A 688-nucleotide genomic window follows, 5' to 3' on the forward strand; every position below is an offset into this window, starting at 1 on the left:
ATTCTGCCGTGGCCCCGGTACGGACGCGCGAAGGGGCGCCCCGAGCCGTCCGTACGGCTCCCGGGGCGCCCCTTCACGGGTGCTTCGCTCAGCTCTCCGCGGCGACCGGCTCACGGGTGGCCGCGGCGGTAGGGCGGACCGGCGCGGCGTTCTCCTTCGGCATGCCGAGGCCCATGGAGCGCATGATCCAGCCCACGACGCCACCGAGGGCCACGACGACCATGCCGGCCCAGAAGCCGACGGGCTGGGCCATCACGATGAAGGCGCCCGAGACGCAGAAACCGATGAAGGCGATGATGACACCGGTCCAGGCGGCCGGGGTGTGACCGTGGCTGCTGCCCGCCATGACTTGCTCCTCGTTGCTGTGTACGTGTCGAGTTTCATGCCGTACGGGTCGTACGGTCCGAGCCCGCCCGTCACTGTCCGAGCCGGGTCGCTCGGGGTCCATTCTCCCGTACGCCCACCCGCGTTCGACGCGGGGGTGGGAGTCTGTTTGCCCACACTCGGGCGGGGCTTCAGGCGCCGGTGGGGTCCTCGCCCCGGTCCAGGGCCTTCCAGATCTCCTCGGGACGCTCGGGGTCGACCGGGCGGGGGCTGCGCCGGGGACGGTCCGTGCCGCGCTCGTAGCGGCCGGACATGGCGGGCCAGCGGGGGCCGTAGCGCAGCGCGAGGAGCCCGGCGAGCAGGA

The 688-nt window shown here is 72.8% G+C and carries 2 protein-coding genes; both read right to left on the reverse strand.

Annotated features, from left to right (window positions below; genetic code table 11):
- Positions 1–88: 88 nt before the first annotated feature.
- Positions 89–346, reverse strand: a complete 258-nt coding sequence (locus tag CCN33_RS29705; protein WP_086696430.1) for an HGxxPAAW family protein — start codon at positions 344–346, stop codon at positions 89–91.
- 169 nt (positions 347–515) lie between these two features.
- Positions 516–688, reverse strand: a 173-nt coding sequence (locus CCN33_RS29710) for a Trp biosynthesis-associated membrane protein (RefSeq protein ID WP_167387980.1), incomplete at its 5' end; no start/stop codon positions are given.

It is taken from the genome of Streptomyces recifensis (genome assembly GCF_002154615.1).
Lineage (GTDB): Bacteria > Actinomycetota > Actinomycetes > Streptomycetales > Streptomycetaceae > Streptomyces > Streptomyces griseoluteus.